The sequence below is a fragment of the Methylotuvimicrobium alcaliphilum 20Z genome, assembly GCF_000968535.2.
GTDB lineage: Bacteria > Pseudomonadota > Gammaproteobacteria > Methylococcales > Methylomonadaceae > Methylotuvimicrobium > Methylotuvimicrobium alcaliphilum.
Genome location: NC_016112.1, coordinates 1,297,551 through 1,321,698, shown reverse-complemented (window position 1 = coordinate 1,321,698; position 24,148 = coordinate 1,297,551). Strand labels below are relative to the sequence as shown.

Here is a 24,148-nt window from a genome sequence, read left to right as displayed (position 1 = left end):
GACGTATTCACGGCGTCCTTTGACGGGCACCCCGGTGCCGAATTTTGATCTACGATGGGTATAACACCTTCATTAAGGTTAGTTAATTTTCGAGTATCAAGGGAGTCAATTCAAAGTCCTTCCTGATTAGCAAGTTTCTTCAGCTAAAACCCAAAAACCAGCATGTTCCTGGCAGGACGGGGTTTGCAACCCCGTCCTAAACGTTTTGACGTTGGCCGAAGTCAGCCGAATTGTTTAGGGCAAACCGAAACGTTGGGGACGGGTTAAATAACCCGTCCCGCAGAAGGGCACGGCTTTGGTACGCGCAGCGTACCCTACAATTTATGTATAACGATGAGCGTTGGAGCATGGCAGCGATAAGTGGATGTGAATAATTACGCAAGAGTTATGCAATTAGTTTCGCGTATAGCGATGTTTCACGCCTGCGGGAAAATAGTCGGGATCGGCAAAGGCATGTAAAGTCAGTTTGGGCAGCTGTCTTTCGGCCGGCGTGTAATGAGCGAATTCGCTGTTCAGGCGTAATAACTCCCGACGAATCGATTCCGCGATCGCCGGCGCCATGGCTTCGGTCGCATTGATGTCGGGTAACAATTCTACGGCAATATGTAAAACCTTATTTCCCTCACCGGTTTCCTCCGTTTCCAAAACGAATTTACCGGTAACCCAACGCATAATGTCGGGTTTTTCCAAACCGACCGATACATTTTCAGGATAAATATTGGCACCGTAATAAGATACGGTAAAGTCGGCACGGCCGAACACAAAAACGAATGGCAATTTTCGCGGTTGAAAATCCCCCGGCAGCCCCACCCCGCCTGGAGAACTTATTCCTTGCGATTCGAGGAATGCCCACATCGTATCGTATGGGATCAATCCGCCCTTGTCGGCGATATGATAGCGTAATAGAGGAACGCTGTTTTCACCGGATACGACTAAAGTCCCTTCATGCGTTTCGAAAAACCGGCTGATTGGATCATACTGTACCAGCGTCGGTAAGCGCGATTCGCCGAATAATTGACGCGCAGCAGCAGGATGCTTGGCCAACCAACGGCGAATCGCTATGCTCAACGGGGTTTCGTTACCCAGTACGCCTCCATCCGCGGTACCGTACAAGGAAGCCGAATCGAAACACGGCGCGGTCGAACCTGCGCGCTTGCCGATCAATTCACGCCATTCCTCGCTGAATACTTCACCGGCAAATACCAATTTAGGTCGGTAGGCATGCCAGTTTATGCCTTCGGCACTGCCGGCATCGATTACGTCTTTGACGAATGGCGGATAACCCAACAGAACCGTTTGCTCGAAATGCGGCGCGAGCTCTCGAACCACGCGAAAAATCTCGGCTTTATTATTACCGGGTGTCGCCACCATCAACGGATAACCTTTTCGGGCTAGGTGCCAACAACAGGAGGTCGTAAACAATCCCCCGACCCAATTGCCCAGCGCAAAACAAACGATGACCAGGGTACTTTGTTCGTGCGCGCGGAAACTGTCGCGGAAAACCTGCTCGAAGCGTAGCGCCACATCCAGTTCGTAAGCGGCGGAGCGAGGCCAGAAAGTCGGCCGACCGGTAGACCCGGAAGATACTGCCACACGGTCAGCTCCCGTCAGGGTTCCTCCCAAGCAGCGATCCGGTAAAGGGTACGACTGCATATAATCGCTTTTGCCCATCAGCGGCAAATCGCTGAATTGTTGATAAGTCGTTATGTCCGCCGGATTGATTTGCCGCGAGTCGAGAAAGTGACGATAAGCGGGGACTTCAACCGCACAGCGTTGAAATAATTTCAGTACGCGCTCTTGTGGGTCGATATCCTTATGATCCGTCAGCAATTCATCCAAAGAGGTATTGAAAAAGCGATTAAACAGGGCTTCGTTAGCAAACGTTAACGGCTTGGACATGGCGATTTCCTCCAACAGTGGGTTTAAGTGCGGTAATAAAGTAACCCGTCCCCTTTTTCGATAAGCTTAGCTGCGTAACGTTAGCAGAGTCGGGGCTGGAGCGCATGGTTAAGCATGTTGCGCCTCAGCGAATTCATCGACGGAAATACCAGCCTGTTTCAGAACTCCGCTCAATGCGCCAATTAAAGTCGACGCTGCAATATCGCTTCGATCTCGGTGTCGGTCAGCACGATCGGATTGGTTTTCATACTGCTGCCACGGCTATTCGCAACGATTTTTGCAAAATCGGCCTCTCTGATGCCGTAATCCCTAAGGCGCGGTAATTGCAATGTTTTGCTCCATTCGGCAAGCAACGCGATCAATAAATCGCGCACAACCGAATCGCCGATGTCGTTACGTCCGGTCAGCAAACGCCCGACTTGCGCGTATTTAGCCAACGCCGGATTATCGGGTTCTCGCGCTTGCATCGCTTCAATATTGATTTCGGTAGCGGCGGCAACCATCGTTCCGCAAACCACGCCATGCGGTATCGGGAAAAAGGCGCCCAACGGCGAAGCCAGGCCGTGAACCGACCCCAAACCGACTTGCGCCAACGTAATACCGGAAAGCAAGGACGCATAGGCCATCGCAGCGCGGCCATTAGCAGCTTCCGGCTCCTGGCCTTCCCAAGCGGCAAAAAAACCTTCCTTGAAGGCGGTCATGCCGCTCCAAGCCAACGCATCGATGAAGGGATTGGCCTTTAGCGAGACGTAGGATTCCAATAGTTGCGTGAAGGCGTCCATGCCATCGGCCGCGATCAAGTCGCGCGGGCAGCTTTCCAGCAAGTCGGGATCGATTACCGCATATTCGGGAATCAAACATTCGTCTCGAAAAGACTTCTTGAATCCCTCCGGACCTTGCACGCTCAACACCGAATTTTTGGTCGCTTCGCTGCCGGTACCGGCCGTGGTCGGAACGGCGATGAACGGTATACTAGGCCCCCGGTAAGGAATATTCCTGCCGACGCCTTCCAAGTGATCCATGACCGAATTACCGTGCGGCAAAAGCCCTGCTATCGCTTTCGCGGCATCGAGCACGCTACCGCCGCCGATACCGACAACGACTGCAATCGTCTCGTCGCAAAACCGGCTAACCGTTAGGTCGACCAGCTCCGGCGACGGTTCGCCCGAAACCGTGACATGCAACCAGCGAACGCCTTGCATTTCCAAGGACTCGATAAACGACGGCCAACGTTCCGTACCGCAAAAAGATTGCTTACCGGTAACCAACAAGGCATTGCCGCCGTAACTAGCCGTCAAGGCCGGCACTTCGCTAAGCCGTCCCCTGCCGTAGCTAATGCGCGGCAGGCGTGAAATCGAAAATGGTTTGAATTGCATCGTTTACCCCTGCGGAAATAGTCCTTCGTAACGAATCCCTTGACGGGGCTCGGCCATCCAATCGGCGACCGTATCGCGCCAAGCAAAATAATGCTCGGTTTGTTTATGGGCTGCGGCATCTTCGGCGGAAACGTAGGCTTCGTATAAAATGAACTGCCCCGGATTTTCGGGCGATTGCAATACATCGAAGCGGCGGTTGCCGGCTTCGCGAATCGACGCTTCATGATTGCGTTTCGTGGCGGCGATAAAATCGTCGATATGATCGAGTTTAACGTGAACATGAACCAAAGTTACGTGCATAAAGACTCCTTGATAGGTTTTTAAAGGTAAATGCATTCAGTGAAAGCTGAATCGTTTTTCTTTCCGGTTGCTATGGAACGCATTGCGTATCCTTCGAGGTTTAGCGAGTGTGACCTCGATACCGTTTGTTGTCACCTAACGCTCCGGCTTCGAAATCGCGACGAAGGCGTCGCTCCCACAAGGGGCGGATGCTCCGTGGGAGCGATCCCCAGATCGCGACTTCGAAGCCGAGAGTGTTAAGCAGCAATAAATGATATCGAAGACTCGTTAGTCAAAACGACACCTGATTAGCAAGTCTCTTCAGCTAAAGCCCAAAAACCAGCATATCCCTAGCAGGACGGGGTTTGCAACCCCGTCCTAAACGTTTTGACTTTGGCCGAAGTTAGCCGAAATGTTTAGGGCAAACCGAAACGTTGGGGACGGGTTAAATAACCCGTCCCGCAAAAGTGGCTACGACTGGTCACTGCTCGGACAGTTGGCTTCGGCAAGCTGAAGCATCTTGCTAATCAGGAAACGACAAAAGGTAATACATGACTTGTGTATACCTATCGGAGATCAAAATTCGGCACCGGCGTGACCGTCAAAGGACGCCTTGAATACGTCCATGTAGGCTCTGTGACAGCATCCCTGCTGTCACAGCCCTTGCCGAACACCCCGGCGCCTCCTAAGGCACTACCGAAATTGGAAGTGCGAAAGGTATGGTCGTCCTCCCTGGCAACCAGCAAAACAAGCGAATTACTCGCTATTGTTCTTCTTCGCCAAGCAATTTCCGATAATTCGCCATGGCTTGCTCGGCCTCTTTCAGCCTGCCTTGGTAGCGAAGCCATTGCGCCTTTTGCAAATTGAAACCGGCTTGCGGCCATTGCTTCGAAGGCTTCGGAACATCGATCATATAATCCGAAACGCTAGGTTGCAGCGCCTCCATTAATTCGATCAAATCGGCGCCGACCAGCCATTCCTGCCGTCCGGTTTTAATCGAGCGTTGACTCACCGGCGCGGAAAACTCGATGATAGGCCTGTCGTCGGTATTCAGCCGCGCCTGTTCGAAACGGCTTCTTATGGAAACCAAATCGCCGGCAAAATGCAACAGTAGTTTTTGATGACGCTCCGCCGACAATGCCGCAAAATCTTGATTGCTCTTGCTGCCCAACAAACCCAAGACCGGCCTCAATGCCCCGAAATCGGCGCGCCACACCGTCGCATAAGGAAAAACTTCCAAAAAGGTTCTGGCGATCACATCGAATTCGACTTGCGACAATTGATAAGCCGGCAGCCATTGCATAAACAAACCGTTTTCATTCAAGCGTTCGGCGACCGTCCTAAAATGTTCGAGCGAATAAAGACTTCCGGTACCGGCTTCCCAGGGTACGAACAAATCGCCGATCATCACATCGAATTTTTCACGCGCGCCGCGCAAATAATTACGGCCGTCCTCATGCAAGACACGCACTCTCGGGTCGTAAAACAAACCGTTGGTGTAGGCGCCGAAATATTTATCCGATGCCGCGACGACATCATTCAGCAACTCGGTCACGGTCAGGCTCTGAATCGGGTGTTCCAACACGCCGCCTGCGGTAATGCCGGTACCGAGGCCCAATATATAAACCGAACGCGGCTTACGATGCAAGGCAACCGGCAACGAGCCGGTCAATTGCTCGAGCTTGAAAGAGCCTGTCCCGCCCAACGTATAGTGATTATTAACCTTGATTTTCAAATGTTCGCCGCGCCGGATCACCGCGACCGTTCCGGCGCTGCTTTCCCAAAATTCCAGTAGGCTTTCTTCTTCGTTGACCGGATCGACTTTAACCAGGGGCAACTTACCGGTGTCGAATGCAGAAACAGCCAATAAAATGCCGATTGCCGGTAAATACAACCCTCCCCGTTGACTCCACCAGTCTGATCGAAATAATTTCTGACTATCGGAAAGACCAGGCTGTCGATAGTTAGAAGTTATCTCCGTGGTCCGACTGAACCAATAGGCGGCCGTCAAAAAATACAGAACCGCAATCAATCGAATCCCGGCCCATAGCCCCATCCATTCCAATATCAAGAAACCGGCGATGATGGAACCGGCTATCGCGCCCAAGGTATTGATCCCGACCAATTGCCCGACCAGCGCTCCACCGCTTGGTCCGTGATTTTGCGCCAAACGAATCGACAGCGGCAAGGCCATACCCAACAATAGCAAAGGAGGCCCCATGATAACCGCTGCGGGTGCCGCGATTTGCAGCAAATAAGCATACCAACCGACATCCGAACCGATATAGTGCAACTCGTCGGTCCACGCCAAAAACACGAAAGGCCCAATATTAACCAAAAGGCCGCCGGCAATCAGCGAGCCGAACAACAGCTTTCCGGCATCGAATCGAACGGCCATCAACCAGCGCGCCAGAAACCCCGACAAAGCCAAACAAATCAGAAACACCGATAGAATCAACGCGAAGGTATAGACCGAATTTTGCAGTACCTGCGCGAACATCCTGCCCCACAATACTTGCAAGGCCAGCATCGAGAGCCCCGACATGAACGCGATGACGGCGAGCGGACGAAAAACGATGCTGCCGGTTTCAACCGGCGCTCGGCTTCGCTCAGTTTGCGGTTTCGATAAGACATAAGCGCCCGCCGCGACCGTCAACGAAATCGCCATCGCCAATCCGTAACTGGCCCTAAAGCCTAGCCAAACCGGCAAATAAAACCCTGCCAACAGCGCACCGGCCACCGCGCCCAAGGTATTGACACCGTATAGCAAGGCCGTGTTGCGGCCTAAATCGTCTCGATTCGGCGCCGCAAAATGACTCAGCACCGGCAGCGTACCGCCCATGAAAAAAGCCGGTGGAAACAACACCGTCAACGACAAGGCGAATTTGACGCCGGTAAACAACCCGGCATGATTGCCGCAGCAATCGAATACCCACGGATAGATCCGGCCATAGGCCTCGAGTAATATGAAATAACCTGCCGCGCAAACGGCAACCGCAACCTCGAGCCCGGCGTACAATTTTAGCGGCTCCCGGTAAGCTGCAGCTTTTCGCCCCCAATAATAACTGCCGGCGGCCAGCCCCAAGAAAAACGCGGTCAATGTTGTCGCCATTGCCTGAGAGGTATTTCCGAACAACAGGCCCAGCTCTTTTAGCCACAACACCTCATAAATCAGCGCCGCCATGCCGGTCATGAAAAACAGCGCGGCGACAGACGCGAGCGGCCGGCTTGACGATCTCATCTTGGACTCGTTCACGTTCAAAGCCAAGCGGCCAGCCAAAGCCTGAAGCGCAAGCCCCATTCGGTACTGTAGCCGACCGACGTAAAAACGATCTCGCCTTCAGGATTTAAAATAAAAACCGCCGGCACACCCCGAATCCCGAAGCGATCGCCGATCAAGCCGTCTTCGTCGATGACCGCAGGCCAATTTAATGCTTTTTTATCGAGATAATCCTTCACCTCATCTGCATCGCCCGATCTCAAAGCCACAGTCACGCCCGGAAAGTCGTTCAGTACCGCACCGACCGGCGCCTGCATCATCGCGCATATTCGGCACCATTCGGCCCAGAAATAAATCAAGCCGGGGCCGGTCGCAATTCGGTCGGAAACACGCTCGCCCTGAATTGTCGTTTGCGCCAATTCAGGCGGTTTTCCGGTCGCCAATCCCCGGCTATATAAAAACTGCCCGGCAAACAAAATGACGGCAATCGCGCCGTAAAACAAAAGTTTTTTGATTGTCATCGGTGTTTATAGGCCCTTCATCAGCCGGCTGCCCTGCTCTTTGAGCCAATTCCGTCGCTGCCGGTAATCGGGTAAATGGTCGGCGACCAACGCCCAGAACTGACTAGAATGATTTCTGACTTTAATATGACACAATTCATGCACGACGACATATTCGAATACTTCGGGCGGAGCCAGAATCAACAGCCAATTGAGATGTATATCGTTATGAATGCCGCAACTTCCCCATCGGCTTTTTTGCGAGCGGATCGAGATCGACCGGGGCGATAACAAGTGTTTGTGCGCATGTTTTTCGACATACTGTTCGGTCTTGAGCTTGGCGTCGAGCTTCATCCAACGAATCAAAGCGCCCCGTATCGCCTCGCTATGATCGCCCGAAGGCATGGCTTCCGGCACATGTGCAATGAAACGATCGGAAAATTCAATTTTGATTCGCTTCAAACGGGTCGGCATGACGTTGAGCCGATAGCGCTCGCCCTGATAAGGAATCTCGGCACCGTCTATATAAAATTCCGGCGCCAAGCTTTCCACCTGTTGGACGCGCGCTTCCAAGCGGTTCAGCGCTTGAACAACCCACTGCTGTTTTTGCTCGACAAAACGATGCAACGTTCGCTCGGAAATGCCCGACGGCGCGACGACTTGCACCTTACCAGGCGCTACCGTAATCCGCGCTTTAGTCGCCCTTGAACTGCGGCGAATTTGATAAGTAAAAGGTAAATTGGAAATGGTTGTGTCTCGGGTTGGTTAGCAGTTAGCAGTTAGCAGTTAGCAGTTAGCAGTTAGCAGTTAGCAGTTAGCAGTTAGCAGTTAGCAGTTAGCAGTTAGCAGTTAGCAGTTAGCAGTTAGCAGTTAGCAGTTAGCAGTTAGCAGTTAGCAGTTAGCAAAATGATGCAACATTTAAAACGCTTGTCAAGCCCTCATTCCTCTTTCCTCTTTCCTCTCTATCCCGTATTACCATAGGAACTGAGCGTTTTGTTCTCGATATACTTAGGATTTGGTCATATACCTTTCGCACTTCAAATTTCGGCATTACTTAAGGAGTCGCCGGGGTGTTAGGCCCATACGCATCAAGCTAAGGAACGAGCATGAAATAACTTAGACAACTGTTGGAAGGGGTTTGCAGGTGTCGGCGGCAGGGCAGATTTTTGCTCCTGCAAAATCTGCATTCATGCCATCCATGGCAACCTGATAGCCGCCGTCAAGCCTACATGGACGTATTCACCCAGCACCTAAATTCCATAACTCAATGGCCATGATTAATTGCCTTGGATAATTTAGGTGCTGGGTTCACGGCGTCCTGCCAAGCGAGTTACCGTACCCTAAACACATTACATCATTACAGGATGGTAATTATTCACACCCCTATCGTTCCCACGCTCCGGCGTGGGAATGAAGACCGAGACGCTCTAGCGTCTCGTACCGCTGGAGCGGTACTCAGGCGTTCCCACGCAGAGCGTGGGAACGATAATTGACGGGGGACTGAATAGTTACACAGGATGTTATTTATCACGAAATCCTAAGCGTAAATTTTCGTTTTGTATACCCTCCTCTTTTGTGATTGTTTGTTAAGGCCTTGGCGCTTTATTCTTTCGAATAAAGCGCCTTTTTTATGCGGCAAATGACTTATTTTTTAAGCCTGTTGCGGCATTTCGGCCTTACGCTCCTCACCTTTGCCGATCGTTAGCAAGTCCCAAACCAACAAGACTAACCCGCTTGCTGTGATCAATCCGAAAAACAAACGCCACGTCATCGCGCTTTGGAAGGCCGGTTGAGACTGTGCTGCAAAATAGCCGCCCCAAGTCGATCCTTCGACGGCACGTTCGATAAAAGATTGCTCGTAGCCTGCGATCAATAAGGCAATCGTCATGCCGAGCACGCCGGCATTCAGTAGACCCAAGGCCCATTTCCAGCGCCAGGCATGCTTGATGCCACCGGCCATCCAGACATCGCCTCGCCAGTGCTGTATCGCCAAATAAAAGAATGCGATATTGATCGTCGCATAGGCGCCGAAGAAGGCCAAATGTCCGTGCGAAGCCGACCATTGTGTGCCGTGCGTGTACAAGTTGATCTGCGGCAGCGTATGCATGAAGCCCCAAACGCCCGCGCCGAAGAAGTTACCGAAGGCCTGCGCAATGATCCAGGCCAAGGCCGGATGGTTGCCGGTCTTGAACGAATGCGCGCCGGCGTCGTAAACCGCATGCACGACCATCGCAACCAACGGTATCGGTTCCAACGCCGAGAAAAAACCGCCGATCGTGAGCCAATATTCCGGCGTGCCGATCCAAAAATAATGATGTCCCAAACCCAGTATGCCGGAACCGAACATCAACGCCACTTCGATATACAGCCAGGTTTCGACGATTTTCCGCCGCACGCCTAACAGTTTCATCAACGACCAGGCCATGATCACGCCAACCAAGACTTCCCAAGTCGCTTCGACCCAAAGATGAATAACCCACCACCACCAATATTGTTCGTGCGTGATATTGGTCATGTAGAACATACCTGCCACATACAAGCCGGCCAATGCGACCAAGTCTAATGTCAACACACCTGCGATTCCGGACCACTTGCCTTTGCTGAAGGTCGCGACGACGTTGTAAAAGAACGTCAACACAACCGCGACGATGCCGATATCGGCCCAGCGCGGCGCTTCGATATATTCGCGGCCTTCGTTGATGAACCATAGACTGGAGTCCTTGCCCGGCCCGATTTGCACGAGCAAATAAACCAATACGACAATCGTTACTGCCCCGGTCAACACCCAGAACGCAATATTGCCGTATTTTAAGCCAACAATTTCGGTGCCGCTTTCATCTTCCAACAGCCAATAGATACACCCGAAGAAACCGTATAGCATCCACACAATCATCGCATTGATATGCACCATACGATTGACACTGAAATCCAAAATTTCATAAAGAAAGCCCGGAAAGATAAATTGCAGCGCAGCCAACAGACCGAACAGAATTTGCGCACAAAACAAAATCACCGCAACGATGAAATATTTTACCGCCAGTTGCCTGCCCGGACTCAGCGTACTACTATCCAGTTGCACCCAGTTCTGAAAATCCTGCCAATAACCGCGCGACCGGTCGACCAATACGCCCGCGTTTTCAATCACACCCGCTAATCCACCCGATTTCATGATCAATCCTCCGCGTACAAGGTTTTAAAGTTATAGGGAAAGCCGTTCGTGTCGATACTCGACATCCATTTCAAAAAAGCCACAACACCTCTGGCTTCTGCTTCGGTAATGCCCAAGTTCGGCATCTTGCGGCCTGTACCGAAAGTACGAGCGTTCTTTTCCGGGTTCATTAAAAACTGAAGCATCATGTCCTCACGCATCTCAGGGCTTATCCAGCCTTGATCCAACCAAGCCTTGGTCAAATCCGGCGCGTAATAGGCGCCGTTACCGAGTAAGGTATGGCAATTCATGCAATTTTTAGCCTGTGTGGTCTTTTTACCCAAATCGACTAACTCTCTGGCTTCTTCTTCGGTGTACTCCTTACCGAATAACAGCTCTTCTCCGCCGATGACCGGCATAAATTTATTCAATTCCTTATCGAATTGATAATCGATTTTTTTATTGATCACGTCATAGGCAGGCACCCTCTGCGTTCCTGCCGTAGTTTGTTTGAGTGAATCGAATGTTAATACGACTAAAATTAAAAACGATCCGGCCGTTACCCAGATCGCGGTTTTTTTCCAGAATGACTCCGATGCCCACAGCGGTGTTTCATTCATCGCTCCTCCTCTTATTTATTGTTATAGCGACCTCTTCATCATGATGCGTTTTAACACATAGATGCCAGATGCCTATCGGTGCAAAAAAATAGCCGATGATCATCAAAGCGGTGACAATCAGCCAGTAACCCGAAAAATTCGCGGCATTCGACAATACGCCCACCGATACGACCAGCACGGCGTAAGAAAAATAAGCGGCAATTTTGATTCGGGAATTCGGATTCACTTTAGACCAAGCATAGAGCAGCGCATAGCTTGCGCCGGCTAGAATGATCAAAGCGGATGAAAAAAACGTGATGAAAAAATCTTTTAAGGCGACGGGTTCGATCATGAGCGACTCAAGAATTTGCGCAGCGAAATCCGGCTGGCATGAATGAAAATGATGGTCTCGCCGATTGACGGAACCCCAAAAAATAACCGAAAGAGGTTCGGTTATTTTTGCTTAGGAACGGGTACTAAGGCTCAACGAGAGGCATCGAACCATTGACAAACGTAATAGAAAAAACAAACCTCGAAATAGGTACGCGATGCGTACCCTACGAAAACCCGGGTATATATCAGTCCAGTGTAGGCGATGCGACATGAAATGCATCGGAATAAATATCTTGTAGCGAAGCGCCGTTTAAGTAAGCCATTCTTTTTGCCTGATTTACCATGTCCGGATGCCCGCATAAATAAACACGCCAACCTTTCAAGTCGGGAATGTTTGCCATTGCAACATCGTTAGCGCGGCCTTGCGCGACGCCTTCCGGTGCATCGCCTCTCGATACGCAAGGCATATAGTGAAAGTTCTCGTATTTTTCAGCGAGTTCACGCATCTCGTCGATCCAATAGAGTCCATCCACATCTCGACTGCCATGATACAAATGGATAGGACCGCTATGCCCCTCCTCCAAGGCTTCATGGATTATCCCCGCCAAAGGCGCTAAACCGCTACCGGTACCGATCAATAATAGGCTTTGTTCCATTTTATCGGGCAAATAATAACAAAGGCCCTGGGGGTCGGACACGGAAATCGTATCGCCGACATTCAATTCCTGATGCACCCATTCGCTGAACTTTCCGCCCGCCAAACGGCGAATATGAAAAGACAGTTTTTCGGCATGTCTTCGGCTATTCGAGATCGAATAACTCCGAATCAAACCGTCCGCACGTTTTAAATTGACAAATTGCCCTGCATAATAATCCAGCGCGTCCTTACACTGTATCGTTAATAAAACAGTCTCAGAATTGAGTAATTCCTTTGCGGTAACCGTACCTTCGGTGAAGTATTCGGGTTGATGGCCCAGGGTAAGAGACATGTCCTGTTCGGGATAGCATAAGCAAGCCAAAAAATGGTTTTGTTTACACAATACATCCTTCAAGCCCTTTTGCGCATGAGCGGGGGGAGGAACGTCCAAACTGCGCACCATACAACTTTGGCAGGCGCCTTGTTTGCAACTAAAGGGAATATCGACATTGTCGCGCAATAAAGCTTCAAGAACTGTTTCACCCTCATGGCAAATAGTCTCATGCTCGTCCAATATAATTTTTTTCAGGGCCATCGTCAAAACTTCCCTATTATCTGCCTAATACATCGTTGCGGGTACTTTCTGCAATCGCAGCGACTTGCTCGATTAGATTATCAGGCACGTTCAATTCTTTCAATGTTCCGCCTAAATGTTCCATAACGGCATCGAAATGCGAATCGTCCAAGCCCATTTTGACTAGTCTAGCATGTGCGTTGCGCATATCGGCGCCGGTGTAACTATTCGGCCCGCCGAATGCCATTGTTAAAAACGCTTTTTGTTTCGCCGCCTGTTGCTCCATGTCGACATTATCGAAAAAGCGATTGATTCGGTGATCCGCTAATACTTTACGGTAAAAAATGTCGACTGCCGTATTAACAGCCGCTTCTCCACCGATTTGTTCAAATAATGATTGATTAGGTGTAGCTTCACTCATCGTTATCTTCCTTTGTTTATGTTTATATTTCTATCGCTGAGCACCAAAGGCTCAAGAACAGTAATTATTCACACCCCTATCGTTCCCACGCTCCGGCGTGGGAATGAAGACCAAGACGCTCTAGCGTCTCGTACCGCTGGAGCGGTACTCAGGCGTTCCCACGCAGAGCGTGCGAACGATAATTGCCGGGGGACTGAATAGTTACCAAGAACAAGTTTAGTCTCGATACCATGCTTTTGCAATATTTATGTTACATAAGTTACATATTTGCTTTACTATGTTATGCTTGTTATTTGAAATAGCTTATAAATTGGCGCAAAGACGATTATTCAAGGGGAGGAGATTATTTTGACAAAAGGAATCGGCACTCGACGCGAGCAAATATTGAAATTATTGCTCGAGTCAAGATTAGGCCTGGGTATCGATGAGATTGCCGAGCAGTTGGATATTTCCAGAAATGCGGTTCAACAACATCTATCCAGCCTTGAACAAGAACAGTTGATCAAAAAAGACATATTCAAAAGTACCGGCGGACGACCCTCCCGAAATTATGTCTTGACCGAGCGCGGCATCAATTATTTTCCGAAACAATATTCTTGGTTTGGTAATCTAGTGTTATCGGAACTCAAGTCCGAAATGTCTGAAGAAGCCTTTAGACAGTTTATGTGGCGACTCGGCGTAAAGCTTGCCAATACCCTGACCGCTCAATTCAGCGACAAAAAGCCCGAAGAGAAAATCGTGGCGCTAATCAATACCATGCAAAGCTTGGGTTATCACGCATCGCTCGACACCGACACCGGTCAGCCAGTCATTAAAGCATCCAATTGCGTCTACCACGACTTGGCTCAACAATTTTCGGACCTTTGCGATTTCGATCACGCCTTGATTTCAACATTGCTCGATCGACCGATCGAACAAACCGCCTGCATGGCTCGCGGAGATTGCTCTTGTAAATTTTTAATCAAATCCAAAACGTCCGGCTGATGGAGTTTGTTAAATCCCATAAATCCATTGGCTTGTGGAAACCTAAAAGTGTTTGAAATCTTTATATTCTCAGCGCCTTTGCGCCTCTGCGGGAGTTTTCTTGCTTTTCACAACCGCGGCAAAGAAATCCAATAGCAACATACCGAAAATCAATTTGAAACCGAAGTTAGGGCAAAAAGCCTCGTCCGGTCCGCTCTCAATAATCTTCTTGCATAATTCCCATAGAATCGAGCTCATGAAGGTTTTGTAATTGCGCATCCGGCACCAGCGCATCATGTAGACTCGTAAAAAGAATTCGCTCATTAAAACTCGAACTCTTTGCACTTAACAATTGTTCTCGCAGTGCCGGTTTGACCAAGACTCTAACCAGCATCGAGCGACCTTGCAGATATTGCACGACTTCATCTAGCATCACGATAGCACTCAGATCCATCAAATCCACTCGCCGGCAGTCGAGTAACACCTCCTCGGTATCCATAATGCTGTCGACCGCCTCGATTCGGTCCAGCATATGACTGGTCGAACCGAAAAACAGCGGCCCCTTGATCGACATAATTCTAACGCCCCTCCCCGGTTTTTCAGTCAAATGATAATCATGATTGGTCTCGAAACTAATGTCGGCTTGCTGTGCCAAACGCCACGTCAACATCCCCATCGCCAAAATCACGCCGACCGTCACGCCAATGACCAAATCTACTAACACGGTCAGTAGCAACACACAAAACATGATCATCAATTCCGAACGGGTCGAGCTCGACGCCAATTTGAACATTCTGTAATCGATGATATTAAAACCGACCTTGATCAAGACACCGGCAAGCACCGGTAACGGAATTTGACTAGCCAGCGGCGAGAGTTCAAGCAATAACAGCAATAGGAATAAAGCATGGATCACCGAACTCAGCCGCGTTTGCCCGCCGGCCTTGACATTGACCACGGTGCGCATCGTCGCTCCCGCACCCGGCAAGCCGCCGATAAAAGCACACAAAATGTTACCCAAACCTTGCGCAATCAACTCTCGATTGGGCTTATGATGCGTGTGCGTAATCGAATCGGTTACCAATGAAGTCAACAAGCTGTCGATACTGCCCAACAAAGCCAACGTCAACCCTAACATAAACACCGAGGACCAATGTTCCAGACTAAAAGACGGAAAATGCAAATCAGGCAATCCGGCCGGGATATCGCCGATCACGGCGGTTTCAAGACTCGCAAACACGGCCAGTTGGGTACCAATAAAAAGCGCCAACAACGGTGAAGGAATGAAGCGGCTGATTTTGATCGGCGTCAAAAAAACAATCGCCAAGGTCAGCGAACCCAAAAACATCGAATCGAACCGGACCGATTCGATGACTGACGGTAAATTAAACAAGGCCGATAGTGTAGAGGAATCCGGCGCGCTGCCCAAAAACGGCGCCATCTGCAGAATGATGATGATCATTCCGACGCCGCTCATGAAGCCGGAAATCACCGGATAAGGAATAAACCGCACTAAACCACCCAGCCTCAACAAACCGAACAGGATTTGCAACAAACCGCCAACCAAAACAACGGCCAACGCCAACTGGAAACTCCCTCCGAAAGTCGTCAGAGCCGAAGCAAAAACGACCGTCATCGGCCCCGTCGGCCCACTCACCTGTAATTGCGTACCGCCGAAAACGGCGGCAACCAAACCTAACGCAATCGCACCATAAAGGCCGGCTAATGCACCAGCACCGGATGCGACGCCAAATGCCAGCGCCAGCGGCAATGCAACGACACCGGCCGTCAAACCGCCGAATATATCGCCTTTCAGCATCGCAAAAGAATAATTTTTCATAAAGCCCAACACAAAAAAAATTAACCCTTAAAACTCAAGCAATAAATAATCCAACTCGGGCTTCACAAACCTACTTGATTAATAATGATTTAAGAAATAGATCACAAGGACTTATAAACCTAGAAAAGCATTTCGCTATAAAAATCACCTGATTAGCAAGTTTCTTCAGCTAAAGCCCAAAAACCAGCATATCCCTAGCAGGACGGGGTTTGCAACCCCGTCCTAAACGTTTTGACTTTGGCCGAAGTTAGCCGAAATGTTTAGGGCAAACCGAAACGTTGGGGACGGGTTAAATAACCCGTCCCGCATAAGTGGCTACGACTGGCCACTGCTCGGACAATTGGCTTCAGCAAGCTGAAGCATCTTGCTAATCAGGAAAAATCATGTAAGAGTTCTCGTTCCCACCGCTCCAGCGTGGTAATAACTGTCATTAAGTTAAGGGAAACCGTCATTCCGCCATGGACTGGCGGAATCCAGCGCCATGAATGGCAGGCTTTTGATGCACGTTCGAGCCTGAAGCCAGCATTACTTATTCTGTAACGGCTTAATGTAATGGCAAGGTGCGAGGGAATACATACCGATCTTGCCTCAGCAGCCGAGGCATGGTTTCCAAGAAGAACCGCAGGAACCGGATAATCCCTGCTCATAAACTATGCCAACCCAGCAAACACGTCCGAATATAATCCGGCGCCAGGCGCTCTTGTTCCAGCCGCGTTTTTTCGTAATACCGACTTTGCAAACGTTCGAACAATTGCCGCTCTGCTTCGGTCAGATATTCCGGCAGCTTGCCTTGAGGGCATTCTTCTTCGACCATGCGCTTTCGATGCTCGAGCAGAGTATCCTCATCCATCATCAGCGCCTGCAAATGCGGTTGACGCCGGCGCGCGTCGCTCAAAATCGTCAAGCCCCAGCTATCGATATCGCCCCAGTAAGCGATACTTTTCTGCTTGAGCCACTCGGCATCCATCCAAGCGGTATTTCTGCCGCCGCCGAATACCGCGATGGTGTCGTCCAGTTTTGGCAAAGCATAACCGCTTTGCTTATTTTCGACGACCAGAATGCGGCCGGCAGGCAAAACATGGTTTTGCAGCGTCCGCGTATCCATTTGCATGATCGGCAAACCCGCCAGTCGTTCGCGGCTTTGCCGGCACAGCGGACGCACCAGGAGCCAACCGCTCGGATTGGCGATACAAGCCAACCAATTCGACAAGCCGCCTTGTTCAGTCACCTCGCCCTCATGAAGCCGATCCGCCAAGGCTTCGATCAGTCCTTGATAATTCTCGACGAACTTGGTATCGACGCCCTTCAGCGGCAAAGCGCGCAAATAGGCGCCCTGCCCCATGCCCCGACGTAACTGCGGCAACAATTGCGCCAATAGCGCGCTATCATCCGGCGCCATGCTTTCCAGAACGGACAATTGCCTGATCAAAACGGAAGACAGACGGGCATCCAGATTCAACAGCGGTCTCATCAACTGCTCCCATCGCTGTTTTCTGACTTCGGCTTTCGAACCCAAAACGGCTATCAACGCCGACATCGACTCGATTTGCACCGCAACGGGCAGCGTTTGCTCGCCCAGTTGCTGGAATTTTTTAATTTGCCAGTCCACTTGACTCTGATTCGGCCAGCGCTTCCAGCTTTCGATAAAGCGCAGGAAATGCTCCAGATCGGCCAAGGCCTGAGCGCCGGTTGGCGCTTTGAGCGCTATACGGATAGGAAAAGGACGGTCGCCGCTCAATCGACCGCGAAGGTTCTCAGTATTCAGCCATTCCCGAGTTCGCAACTGCTCCAGCACATTATCCGGCAACAACCCCCACCGATTCATTACTTACGCTTTTGCTGATTGACTTGCCGATAAATTTCATTGAGCCTGGGCGTCTCCAATCCGGCTCCCCCGGCATACTGCAGAGCGCGCTCCAAGCGAAATCGAGCGCTACGGCCGAGGCAATTTCTGTCGGGACAATCCTCGATGCCTTCGATCATGCCGGCAATCAGCTTTTCTGCAGACAACGCTCGACCGCTCAGCCATTCCAGAATAGCGACTGCTTCCAGAGCAACTTCCCGGACGAGTTCGCGATGCCACATCCACAAATCTCCGACCGTACCGCCGCACGACAAGCCGCAGATATTGACGGTCATGATATAAAGCGATTTACGCAGAAGCTCGAACAACAATTGATCTTCATCTTTCAGCAAGCGCGTGGGAATATCGATTGCCTCCAATGCCTGCATCAAGACATCGGCACGAGGGCCATACACCGGCGTATAGAGAATATTGGTCAACGCCATCCCCGGTTTCTTTTCAAACCAGACTACCGCAACGGTCGGATTATCGATGCCGTGCCGTTGCCAATGACGAGGCAACAATTCGTTTTGCACGAATCCGACTCTATCTCGCCAGGACTCGGGAAGATCCTTCAATATCCCGTCCAATTCGCTTTCTTGCACTGTGATCAAAACGAGGCCCGGCGTCGGTATTTGATCAGCCGCGTCAGAGAGTGCCATTTGCCGGGTAATCGGATAAACCGGATGTCCGCAGCGTAAAAAACCACGAGCGAATTCGCCGCCTAACTCTCCGATACCGATTAATACAATAGGTGCTTTCATAGTCATAACGAAATTGCCGGACAAATGGGCGATGTTAAACAATCAGCCTTAGCAACTCAATCATCTCGCCTATGCTTCGGGTGTCAATACCACATCGAATGCTTCGGCCTGTTGCCGCAAACGCTCGTCGATCTCTTGCCAAGTGACTTCGCACAAACTACTCTCATGCGCCGCGCCGTCGCGTTCGGCAATCAACAAAGAACGAGCCGACTCGCGCGCCAAATTCAGGTTCTTGTAAGGCGTGATCAAATTGACATGAATATGGAGTTCCTTGAAGATACGCAGCACCCGGCGGCTAACCGCTTCAGCCGTATTCGAAAAGGCTTCGTCGAGAAATACGGTGCTGTAAACCGGCCTATCGCTGCCGTCCGGCGTCAATACATAGGCCAAACTCGCCGCGACGATGGTGCCCGCGAACGATTCTTTTTCCCCGCCGGATTTCCCGCTGGACGACATCAACACATCGCGAATCTTGCCGTCTTCCGCGCCGATTTCCTCGGCATAAAACGACAACTGATGACGCGGGTCGAGCAAACGCAGACTTTCCTGCGTATTGGCCGTAGCCGGATTACTGGCCTTGTCCAGAATGGCGATGACCTGCTGCAAGCCGGCGAAACGCGCTTCGTGATCGTCGCTGGTCAATTGCTCCATGACCTTGCTCAACAGACGATTGAAATGCTGCACATGCTCGTATTGCTCGTTTTTCATGCCCAATTGCAAATAACTTCCGGCCCGGAATTCGGTCCGCTCCAGCACCCGATTGATCGTTTGGATGCGCTCGTCGATGTCTTCCCGCTCCGATTCGATTCGTGTGCGTATCCCCGCTAGCGATTGCGTCGCGTGTCGGTTCAGGCGTTCGCGAAACTTTTCGACCAAGGCCGGCAGGCCTTCTTGCTCCAGTTGCGCTAAATGCGCCAGATAATCCTGCAGACTCGCCAAGTCCCCGCCCCAATCGGCGGCGATGATTTCCCATTTCGCGCGAAAACCGGTCATGATGCCGACCGCCGACCGGCTGGCCCGGTCTTTACGGGCGCGAACGACGCCGCGTTGCTGTTCCATATCGCGGCGATAACGTTCCTCGATTTTCGCGGAATCTTCCAGTTGCGCGTCCTTGAGCGCGCCTATTTTTTTCAGCAATGCCGCGCGCAAATCGTCGGCCACTCCGGTTTCGGCCAGCTTCAAGGCTTGTTGTCTATTTTTTTCGGCGTTTTCATGATCCTTGCCGATCGCGCTCACGCGCCCGATTTGGCTTTCCTTTCGTTTTTGCAAATCCTGCAATGCCGATTTCGACGCTTCCCACCTCGCCTTCGCGGCGGCCAGGTCGCCGCCGGCCCGTTCCAATTGCTCGATATCGTTTTTATGCTCCACGATGCGGTTTTGCCAGTACGGCACATCGATATCGGCCCAGCGGAACTGACTTAGCTCGTTCCATTGCCGGTCGCGCCGTTCGACCGCGTTCATGGCTTCGCGAGCCTTGCCGACCGCCTCGTCGAACGCGAGAATTTCTTGTTTCAAGCGTTCGACATCCTGACGCAACAGAGCCAGCCGGTTTTTGTTGGAAAATCCCAATTGCCAGGCGCGGCGGTCGTCGATACGCTGCTGATCTTTTTTCTCGAAGCGGCCGCGATCCATATGCATCAAGCCTTGCCGAGTCATCGAAAAAGGCGTCCGGTCGAGCCGTTCGGTGCTCTCGACGCAGTGCAGATCGAAACGCGCCAGGTGCCGTTTCAGCCAGTCGCGATAGGGATGGTCACGCCAAGCTAGTTTGCGTAAATAGCCGTCGACTTTGAATTCCGGCGCCTGGTCGAGCTCGCGAACGACTTGCACGCGCACATGCAAGCCGGTGTGACGTTGATTCAACCAGCGCGTGACCAATGAAAAATCGCTTTCCGGCACCGCCAGCGTCGTACGCAGCCCGCCCAACGCGCGTTCTATCGCACCCTGCCAAGCGCGCTCGTCTTCGCGCACGTCCAGCAATTCGCCGATGAACATCAGCTTGCCGCGATCCAAGCCGAGCGCTTCGGCCATTTCATCGCGCAGGATTTGAAACTTGGCGTCGATATTGGAATCGGGACGCGCCTCGATTTCGCCGATTTCGTCCTGCAAGTGCCGTTGTTGTTCCTGAGCATTACTCAGTTTGGCGGCCTCCGCGGCGAAATAGTTCTGGACTTGCGTTTTTTCGTTGGCGATGGCTTCTCGGGCCTGTTGCGCCTGACGCTGATTGTCTTGAAAAACCGCCTCTTCGAGCCTACCGTCCAATTGCAATTCACCGGCGACTCGTTGGTAACGCGCAGCCTTGAGATTGACCTCGGCCAGTTTAGCTTCCGCGGCCTGTAAGTCTTTCTTGATGAATTCGATACGCTCGCCGCCGGCTTGCAGATAATCGGCATGGCATTGCTCGGAGCGCTCCGCGGCTTCGTTCACTTGAATTTCCAGCCGTTCGAGATGATCCTTGGCCTGCTGCAGCGCCGAAGCGATGGTCTCGATACGCAACCGCCATAGCCCGGCGCATTGTTCGCCGAACCAAGCCGACAGGCCGTCCAATTCGGCATCCAGCTTTTGCAAATCCTGTTCGGCGCGCTGCAAGTCTTCGGTCACGCCGGGCAAATCCGCCAAGGCATCGCGCTGCTGACGGGCGTCGAGCAACTGCTTGTGAATGCCGACCAGATCGGCGAATTCGTCGACCGCTTTACGCGCATCGTCGCGCACATTGCTGGGTTCGAGCACCAGATCGCGGATCAATGAAGTCAAATCGTCGATTTTCTTCAGGCCCAAAGCCCTCGCCAATAACGCCGGCGCATTCGGGTTATCCATGTGCAACAAGCGCCGGTAGCGTTCCTGATATTCGGAAAAACGGTCGTCGCAAGCGGTAATCATAGGATCTTGGCGTAAGAACTGTTTCAACGCGCGCGGATCGCCGTCACCGAAGGCGTCGAGCAATTCTTTCAGGGTCACATTACGGCGTGCGACTAGATAAACCCGCTTTAGATCGCCTAGGGCATTACCGGCATGCGACATCCAAAACAAGGCCGCGAGCGTTATTTGCGAACCGTCGTCGGCCTGATAAAAGGCGCGAAGTCCGGTGACGACCGCACCTTCGCGCTTGCTCAATATCCGAGTTCGGCCGCCGTCGTGAGCGCTGCCGAAACTGCCGCGAATATAGCTCATCAAACTTCGGTCGCTCCGGTCGCCCTGAGCCGCCGCGACATTAAACGTCGCCTTACCGGCCGGCAGCAACAAGGCCATCAAACCGTCCACCAGAGTCGATTTTCCGGCGCCGTTGTCGCCGGTGATCAAGGTACCACCGGGATCGATACGGGCCGTATGCAAACCGTGAAACGAGCCCCAGTTATAGACCGACAATTCTCGCAGCCGGATCGCACCGCAAGCGAATAAATCGCGCACTTGCGCGCTCTTCCCGTCAGACATCGGAAGCCTCCTGTTCTTCGCTCAGGCTGGCGCCGGTCGCCAGCTTCAGATATTCTTCGAGCATTTGCTCGAGAAAGGCAGCATTGACGACATAACGAATCACCGGCGTGATTTCAAAACGCTCTTCATCGCCGCGCACCGCCGCCAAAATTTTCCGGTCTTTCATGATTTTCAACGCCCCGCTCAACTGCCGCCGGTCGCTGCGACTGCTGTTGGTCAACGGCAGAAACGGCCGCAACGCGACATCGACGCGGTCGATATCGATAATGACGCGCTGCTCGCCGGCGTTTTGCCGTTCTTGATAATGCTTGCGCAACACCAGTAGCAATAAGGTATCGTACAGAGTTAAGGTTCGCCTGACGATCAGACTACTGATTTCATCGTCCTCGTCGAGTTCTTCCGCTTCTTGTTGCAGTAAAATAGCCAGTCCCGCTTGCTCATCCAGCAACAGGCGCAGATACATATCGGCCAGATGGGCTTCGATTGGCGCGCGGTAGCGGCACAAGGCCTCGAATTGCAGGCGTTTATTGTCGGCCATGATCACGCCGTGGCGCAGCAACCCGACTAAAGCACGGCGCGCTTCGGACGGCAATCGGCCGGAATCGGCTTCCGTCTCGCCGCCGGCTTCAGACTGCTCGTCGAGCGCGAGGGATTCATCTGTCTGCTGCGCGTTTGAAACCTCGGACGGCTCGATTCGGCCGCGAAGCAAATCGAACAGATCGGGCTGTTCGGCAGAATTTCCGGCCAGCGGTTTATCGAAAAAACTCACAAAATCAACTCCTCAAGTTGTTCGGGAAATTGCTCGGCACTGAGCAAATAATGCGGAATTTCCGCTTTGAGACGCTGCCCGTTTCTATCTTTGATTTCCACTGTCTCCCTGCCCTGCAATTCGGTCGCGCCGACCGCGCGCGCAACCCTGAGAAATGCGATCAATTCTTCCAGACCGGCCTGAATCGGCTGACGCGCAACCAGGCCCGCGATACTGAGCGGAATTCGGCTGGCCCGTAATGTTTTGCGCAATTTTTCCGCGACAGCCAGCACCTGCACCGCATGCAATTGACGCAACATGGTCTCGCTGGGCGTGGCGTTATTGATGTGTTCTTGGACATCGCGCGTGTCGAGCTGTTCCTCGGGCATTTTCAGACACCAAGCGTCAGGCGATTGTATTTTGACATGTCCGCTGTCGAGTCTCAGGCTCGTTTCGTGACGCATCGAAATATCGGCTTCCTTGAAACACACCGCCAAGCGCTCCAACTTGCCGAGCAATCGGTCCACGGCGCGCATTTCACCGGCCGCTCCGCTTTCGACGAACTGCCGCAGATTTTCCTCGGTACGGCGCCGCACTTGGAATACCCGTCCGCTTTCGCGGCTCAATTCGCGCATCAGTTTGCCGAGAAAACGGGCCTGTTGCTCGCTGAGATTGTTCGCGGCCGGACGGCTTAAAATCGCTTTCAATTGTTCGCGCAATTCGGTACTGCGATTTTGATCGCACAATAATTGAAAGAAACCGTCGAAAGCCCGGCCTGCATCGCTTGCAGCCAGCAGTTGCTCCTGCTCCAACAGGTTCAGAATCACGTCGCCTCGGCTACCGCCGGACTCGATCATTTGCACGCGCAGGGTCTGGTCGATTTGCCGGATCTCGTCTTCGACACGGCGAAAATCGCCGGTCAACACCGCCGCCAATTGATAAATTTCGATAATCCGCTCGCGCTGTTCGGTATCCGATAATTCATGAACGATACCGGCCTCCAGTTCGTCGAGTTCACGTTGAATTTCGGCCTTGCGCGATTCCAGCAATTGAATGCGTTCGGCCGGGTCGGGACTGATCGCGACCGATAGATCCCGTACCGCATCTTGCACGATACGCAAATGCGACGCGGTAGCGTTGGTCTCGCGCTGATCCAATTGCCGGCAGAAACGCAGCGCGACCTCGCAAGCATCGGTTTTGCTCAATTGATCGTCCAACTCGCGCAGCCAACCGGCTTGAATCCATTGTCGCAAATAGGTCGCGGCATTGACCTCGACTTCAATAACGCCCTGTTCGCGCCAATGCTCCAGTTCGGTATCGAGTGCCATCTTGGCGCGGCCGAACGCGATTTCGTCGGCCTCTTCGAACAAATCGGCCACGAAAGCGAGTATCAACGGCGCATTGTCCGAACGCAACAAACGCCAGGCGGCATGCTCTTTGTGCAATCGGCGAAATCGGGCGTTTAGTTCGAGGAAACTCATGAATCAGTTTTAAGGCGCGGAATAAATTTTAACTGGGGATTATATCGTGTATCGACGTAATAAATCGCCTTGATAATGACAATCTATTATCCAT

The 24,148-nt window shown here is 51.9% G+C and carries 18 protein-coding genes; 1 reads left to right on the top strand and 17 read right to left on the bottom strand.

Annotation, left to right across the window (positions count from 1 at the left end):
- Positions 1 to 393: 393 nt before the first annotated feature.
- The 11 genes from MEALZ_RS05700 to MEALZ_RS05650 all read right to left on the bottom strand — a co-directional run bounded on the left by MEALZ_RS05700 (position 394) and on the right by MEALZ_RS05650 (position 12,986).
- A complete protein-coding gene (locus MEALZ_RS05700) occupies positions 394 to 1,899 on the bottom strand; it encodes a phenylacetate--CoA ligase family protein (RefSeq protein WP_014147655.1) in 1,506 nt (501 codons plus the stop codon).
- Positions 1,900 to 2,081: 182 nt separating this feature from the next.
- The gene (locus MEALZ_RS05695; protein WP_014147654.1) at positions 2,082 to 3,275 is read right to left on the bottom strand and encodes an iron-containing alcohol dehydrogenase; all 1,194 of its coding nucleotides are present in this window, start codon (positions 3,273 to 3,275) and stop codon (positions 2,082 to 2,084) included.
- A 3-nt stretch (positions 3,276 to 3,278) separates the two neighbouring features.
- The gene (locus MEALZ_RS05690) at positions 3,279 to 3,575 is read right to left on the bottom strand and encodes an antibiotic biosynthesis monooxygenase (RefSeq protein ID WP_014147653.1); all 297 of its coding nucleotides are present in this window, start codon (positions 3,573 to 3,575) and stop codon (positions 3,279 to 3,281) included.
- Between the two features lie 742 nt (positions 3,576 to 4,317).
- The gene (locus MEALZ_RS05685) at positions 4,318 to 6,795 is read right to left on the bottom strand and encodes a fused MFS/spermidine synthase (RefSeq protein WP_014147652.1); all 2,478 of its coding nucleotides are present in this window, start codon (positions 6,793 to 6,795) and stop codon (positions 4,318 to 4,320) included.
- Between the two features lie 17 nt (positions 6,796 to 6,812).
- A complete protein-coding gene (locus MEALZ_RS05680) occupies positions 6,813 to 7,295 on the bottom strand; it encodes a protein disulfide oxidoreductase (RefSeq protein ID WP_014147651.1) in 483 nt (160 codons plus the stop codon).
- Between the two features lie 6 nt (positions 7,296 to 7,301).
- A complete protein-coding gene (locus MEALZ_RS05675; protein WP_332881504.1) occupies positions 7,302 to 7,961 on the bottom strand; it encodes a M48 family metallopeptidase in 660 nt (219 codons plus the stop codon).
- Positions 7,962 to 8,925: 964 nt separating this feature from the next.
- Entirely contained in the window at positions 8,926 to 10,443 is a 1,518-nt protein-coding gene (locus tag MEALZ_RS05670) for a cbb3-type cytochrome c oxidase subunit I (RefSeq protein WP_014147649.1), read from the bottom strand.
- A 2-nt stretch (positions 10,444 to 10,445) separates the two neighbouring features.
- Entirely contained in the window at positions 10,446 to 11,042 is a 597-nt protein-coding gene (locus tag MEALZ_RS05665; RefSeq protein ID WP_014147648.1) for a c-type cytochrome, read from the bottom strand.
- The gene (locus MEALZ_RS05660; protein WP_014147647.1) at positions 11,035 to 11,373 is read right to left on the bottom strand and encodes a hypothetical protein; all 339 of its coding nucleotides are present in this window, start codon (positions 11,371 to 11,373) and stop codon (positions 11,035 to 11,037) included. Before MEALZ_RS05660 ends, MEALZ_RS05665 begins: the two co-directional genes overlap by 8 nt.
- 226 nt (positions 11,374 to 11,599) lie before the next feature.
- Positions 11,600 to 12,586: a 2Fe-2S iron-sulfur cluster-binding protein gene (locus MEALZ_RS05655; protein WP_014147646.1), complete on the bottom strand. Its 987-nt coding sequence runs from the start codon at positions 12,584 to 12,586 to the stop codon at positions 11,600 to 11,602.
- A gap of 16 nt (positions 12,587 to 12,602) precedes the next feature.
- Positions 12,603 to 12,986, bottom strand: a complete 384-nt coding sequence (locus MEALZ_RS05650; protein ID WP_014147645.1) for a group I truncated hemoglobin — start codon at positions 12,984 to 12,986, stop codon at positions 12,603 to 12,605.
- Positions 12,987 to 13,334: 348 nt separating this feature from the next.
- Between MEALZ_RS05650 and MEALZ_RS05645 the strand changes: the two genes are divergently transcribed.
- On the top strand, positions 13,335 to 13,970 hold the full coding sequence (locus MEALZ_RS05645) for a helix-turn-helix transcriptional regulator (protein ID WP_014147644.1): 636 nt from the start codon (positions 13,335 to 13,337) through the stop codon (positions 13,968 to 13,970).
- Positions 13,971 to 14,166: 196 nt separating this feature from the next.
- On the opposite strand, the gene MEALZ_RS05640 is transcribed toward MEALZ_RS05645, so the two are convergent.
- The 6 genes from MEALZ_RS05640 to MEALZ_RS05615 all read right to left on the bottom strand — a co-directional run bounded on the left by MEALZ_RS05640 (position 14,167) and on the right by MEALZ_RS05615 (position 24,054).
- Positions 14,167 to 15,789: a SulP family inorganic anion transporter gene (locus MEALZ_RS05640; RefSeq protein WP_014147643.1), complete on the bottom strand. Its 1,623-nt coding sequence runs from the start codon at positions 15,787 to 15,789 to the stop codon at positions 14,167 to 14,169.
- A 643-nt stretch (positions 15,790 to 16,432) separates the two neighbouring features.
- Positions 16,433 to 17,614, bottom strand: coding sequence for a DUF3322 domain-containing protein (locus tag MEALZ_RS05635; protein ID WP_014147642.1), 1,182 nt, complete (start codon positions 17,612 to 17,614; stop codon positions 16,433 to 16,435).
- Positions 17,614 to 18,396 (bottom strand): hypothetical protein, encoded by a 783-nt coding sequence (locus MEALZ_RS05630; protein ID WP_046061012.1) that lies wholly within the window; start codon positions 18,394 to 18,396, stop codon positions 17,614 to 17,616. The genes MEALZ_RS05635 and MEALZ_RS05630 overlap by 1 nt, the downstream gene beginning before the upstream one ends.
- Positions 18,397 to 18,465: 69 nt before the next feature.
- Positions 18,466 to 21,825, bottom strand: coding sequence for an ATP-binding protein (locus MEALZ_RS05625; protein WP_014147640.1), 3,360 nt, complete (start codon positions 21,823 to 21,825; stop codon positions 18,466 to 18,468).
- The gene (locus MEALZ_RS05620; protein ID WP_014147639.1) at positions 21,818 to 22,594 is read right to left on the bottom strand and encodes a DUF4194 domain-containing protein; all 777 of its coding nucleotides are present in this window, start codon (positions 22,592 to 22,594) and stop codon (positions 21,818 to 21,820) included. Before MEALZ_RS05620 ends, MEALZ_RS05625 begins: the two co-directional genes overlap by 8 nt.
- Positions 22,591 to 24,054: a DUF3375 domain-containing protein gene (locus MEALZ_RS05615; protein WP_014147638.1), complete on the bottom strand. Its 1,464-nt coding sequence runs from the start codon at positions 24,052 to 24,054 to the stop codon at positions 22,591 to 22,593. Before MEALZ_RS05615 ends, MEALZ_RS05620 begins: the two co-directional genes overlap by 4 nt.
- Between the last annotated feature and the right edge of the window lie 94 nt (positions 24,055 to 24,148).